This is a genomic window from Roseateles sp. P5_E11, from assembly GCF_054049355.1.
The window spans coordinates 1-3481 of sequence record NZ_JBFUMO010000592.1 but is presented as its reverse complement, the minus strand read 5'-3'; the positions used below and the strand labels follow the sequence as shown (position 1 = coordinate 3481).

5 protein-coding genes and 1 pseudogene are annotated in these 3481 nt (G+C 67.0%); 2 read left to right on the top strand and 4 right to left on the bottom strand.

From position 1 onward, the window contains the following. Together ACXJKR_RS27535 and ACXJKR_RS27530 are read left to right on the top strand one after the other, a co-directional pair. Positions 1–369, top strand: a pseudogene (locus ACXJKR_RS27535) (glucose-6-phosphate isomerase); the annotation flags it as partial. Further along, positions 366–986: an HAD family hydrolase gene (locus tag ACXJKR_RS27530; protein WP_457325533.1), complete on the top strand. Its 621-nt coding sequence runs from the start codon at positions 366–368 to the stop codon at positions 984–986. The pseudogene ACXJKR_RS27535 and the gene ACXJKR_RS27530, both read left to right, overlap by 4 nt. A gap of 8 nt (positions 987–994) precedes the next feature. Here ACXJKR_RS27530 and ACXJKR_RS27525 read toward each other — a convergent pair whose 3' ends face one another. The 4 genes from ACXJKR_RS27525 to ACXJKR_RS27510 form a co-directional block, all read right to left on the bottom strand. Next, positions 995–1210 (bottom strand): DNA gyrase inhibitor YacG, encoded by a 216-nt coding sequence (locus ACXJKR_RS27525; RefSeq protein ID WP_056203363.1) that lies wholly within the window; start codon positions 1208–1210, stop codon positions 995–997. Further along, the gene (gene zapD / locus ACXJKR_RS27520) at positions 1207–1962 is read right to left on the bottom strand and encodes a cell division protein ZapD (RefSeq protein WP_056203365.1); all 756 of its coding nucleotides are present in this window, start codon (positions 1960–1962) and stop codon (positions 1207–1209) included. The genes ACXJKR_RS27525 and zapD overlap by 4 nt, the downstream gene beginning before the upstream one ends. Positions 1963–1984: 22 nt before the next feature. Next, positions 1985–2593: a dephospho-CoA kinase gene (coaE, locus tag ACXJKR_RS27515; RefSeq protein WP_157282070.1), complete on the bottom strand. Its 609-nt coding sequence runs from the start codon at positions 2591–2593 to the stop codon at positions 1985–1987. Between the two features lie 4 nt (positions 2594–2597). Further along, positions 2598–3481: prepilin peptidase (locus ACXJKR_RS27510; protein ID WP_457325532.1), on the bottom strand; the 884-nt coding region annotated here is incomplete at its 5' end.

Below are 3481 nucleotides of genomic sequence, written 5' to 3'. Positions count from 1 at the left end.
CTGGCGCAGAGCCAGGCATTGATGCAAGGCAAGACGGCCGCCGAGGCCCTCACCGAGAAGGCGCCGACCGCGTCGGCAACGCTGGACCGTGGCGTCTTGTCCCGGCACCGCAGCTTTCCTGGCAACCGCCCGAGTACGACCCTCGTGCTGGATGCGCTGACGCCGCGTTCGCTCGGCGCGCTGATCGCCCTGTACGAGCACCGCGTCTTCGTGACCGGCGCACTGTGGGGCATCAACAGCTTCGACCAGTGGGGCGTGGAACTGGGCAAGGCACTCTGCAACCAGTTGCTGCCGCGCCTGGACTCTGGCGACACGGCGGGCCTGGACGGCTCGACCGCCGGCCTGTTGAAGCGGCTGGTGGCCGCATGAAGATCGTCTTTGATTTTGGCGGCGTGGTGTTCCGCTGGCATCCGGCCAGCTTCCTCGCGCGCCTCTGGCCGCACCGCATCGAGACGCTGGAGCAGGGGGCGGCCGCGGCTGTGGTCTTTTTTCAGAACTATGGTGGCGACTGGGGCCTGTTCGACCAGGGCCTGATCGGCGCCGACGAGGTGGTGCGCCGCATCTCGGCGCGCACCGGCTGGCCGCGGGGCGACGTCGCTGCGGTCGTGCGTGCAGTGCCGGACGAGCTGATGCTGATCCCCGCTACTGCCGTGCTGATCCGCGATCTGCGCGCCGCGGGGCACACGCTGCACTTCCTGTCCAACATGCCCGAGCCGTATGCGGACCATCTCAGCCGCAGCTTTCCACTGAATGAATGGTTCGAGTCGGGCCTGTTCTCGGGCCGTGTCAAGCAGATCAAGCCGAGCGCCGAGATGTTCGCGATGGCCGAGCGTCACTTCAATGCGCCGCCGCAGGACCTGCTTTTCCTGGACGACCACCCGGCCAATGTCGATGCGGCCCTGTCACGCGACTGGCAGGCCTTCCTGTTCACGGATGCCGCCAGCGCGYGGCGTGAGCTGGTGTCGCGGCGTCTGTTGAGCGCTTGAGCGCCTGATCAGTGCACCAGCGGCTCGCCGTCCGGCCCGTATTCATCCGGGTTCTGGGGCGGCGTGGCGGGCACGCGGAACGACTCGCTGGCCCAGGCGCCGAGGTCGATCTGCCGGCAGCGCTCGCTGCAGAAGGGCCGCCATTTGTTGCTGGGTGCGAACACGCTGTCGCCGCCACATTGAGGGCAGCGCACGATGCGCTCGCCTGCGGGGTTCGTCTTCATTGGCACAAGGCGAGTTCGAAGCCGCTGTCTTCCTGTGCCAGCTTGAGCCGGCCTTCCTCGTCCTGGCGCATCAGGCGGATGGAGATCATCAGCCGATGGCCGGAGATTTCGGGGATCAGCCCGAGGCTGGGGTCGATGCGCATGCGCAGCAGCTGGTAGACGCGGCCAGGCGGCAGGCTCTGCTGGAACTGCCCCGCGGTGGCCGCCACCTTGTGCGGGGCTCCAGAGTCGCGCAGCAGGCCGAGCAGCACCTGCAGGGCCTCAGCCAGCGGCATCAGCGTCTGGGCCCAGGTCATCAGATCCTTGCGTCGGCGCACCGGCAGCAACTGCTGCCAGTTGTAATAGGCCGGCAGGTCGAACTCGCAGGTGCCGCCGGGAATGCTGATGCGGCTGCGGATGCTCATCAGCCACTCGTTGCCCGTCAGCGTCGCGCCGGCCTTGCCGGCCAGCGCGTTCAAACGCTGGAAGGCGCCGTCGATGCGGGCGACGACTTCATCCAGGCGTGCTTCGTCAAGGCCGGGGCTGCCGCGGTAACCGATGAATTGCGCCTTGTGCTTCTCGAGTTCCTTGAGCAGATCGCTCTTGAGGTCGGCACGCGAAGCGACGTCCATGATCTCGAACAGCGTGACCAGGGCGAAATGATGGTCCAGCGCGGTCTCGCGCGACATCAGCGTGCCGAGGCGGTCGAACAGATGCTCGAGGCGAAGCATCGTGCGGATGCTTTCGTTGAACGGGTACTCGTACAGGACCAAAGGTGCCTCGGGTGGACTGCGATCAGGGCCGGGCGATTGTTTCACAGCCCCAGCGCTCGGCCAGGCTGAGAACCTCGTTTCTGAGCGCAACAAGCGGTAGGCGATCGTTGTGGAGCACAGCGTCGGCCGCCGCCCTGCGGGCTTCGCGGCTGGCCTGTGCTGCGATGGCGCCCGCAATGCGTTCGCGCGTCCAGCCCGGGCGCTGCAGCACCCGTTCGATCTGGGTTTCGATCGCGCAATCGACGACGAGCACGCGGGCGACGCGCGCCCGCCAGCGACCGGATTCGACCAGCAGAGGCACGTCGAAGACGACAAGGCGGGCCGTCGCGGTCTCAGCCTGCGCCTGTGCTTCAGCGGTGATCAGCGGATGCAGGATGGCCTCGAGCCGGCGCTTGGCCGTCGGGTCAGAGAAGACCAGGGCGCGCATTCGATCGCGGTCCAGGGCCCCATCGGTGCTGATGAAGTCCGCGCCGAACTGCACTGCAATGGCAGGCATGGCCGCACCGCTGGGCGCGGTCAGGGTGCGGGAGATGGCATCCGTATCGATGAGGGCGGCGCCGGCTTCGTGTAGAAAGCCTGCGACCGTGCTCTTGCCGCTGCCGATGCCGCCGGTCAGGCCGACCCTCATCAAGGGTTCATGTCCAGCCGAGCCAGCCCAGCACCGTCGGCTGGCCGGCAAACAGCACCACCAGGCCACCGCCGGCCAGGAAAGGGCCGAAGGGCACGTAGCGGCCCTCACGCAGGCCGGCATTCATCTTCATGATGATGCCGATGACGGCACCGATGGCTGAGGCGCCGAGGACGATGGGCAGCACCATCTGCCAGCCCAGCCAGGCGCCCAGCGCCGCGAGCAGCTTGAAGTCGCCATAGCCCATGCCCTCCTTCTTGGTGAGGAGCTTGAACACCCAGTACACCGACCACAGCGACAGGTAGCCGCTCAAGGCGCCGATCAGGGCCTTGTCCAGCGGAATCGTCCAGCCCATCAGGGCGGCGGCGAGCCCGGCCCAGAGCAGGGGCTGGTTGATCGCATCCGGCAGCAACGTGGTGTCCCAGTCGATCATCGCCAGCGCGATCAGAGCAGCGACGAAGCCGCACCAGAGCAGCGTGGTCGGCTGGGCGCCGAAGCGCCAGGATAGGGCGGCGAAGGCGGCGCCGGTGAGCGCTTCAATGATGGGATAGCGCTTGGAGATCGGCGCCTTGCACGTGGCGCATTTACCGCCCAGGCGAAGCCAGCCAATGACCGGCAGGTTTTCATGCCAGCGCAACTGATGGCCGCAATGCGGGCAGCGTGAACGCGGCGCGGCGATAGTGAATGGCGGCAGGGCTTCGATCTTGGTGCCGTAGACATCCACGGCCTTGGCCAGCTTTTCAGCCTCGGGCAAAGGCACGTCAGCGACGCGCGCCATGGCGGCCGCGTCAGTGAGCTGCGCGGCCGACTCATGCAGCCACTGGCGCTCCAACATCAGCGGCAGGCGGTAAATGACGACGTTGAGAAAACTGCYGATGCAAAGACCGAAGA

Bases quoted from the DNA above. Each gene is read 5' to 3' on its own strand.
- ACXJKR_RS27525 (WP_056203363.1), bottom strand. From the start codon at position 1,210: ATGAAGACGAACCCCGCAGGCGAGCGCATCGTGCGCTGCCCTCAATGT.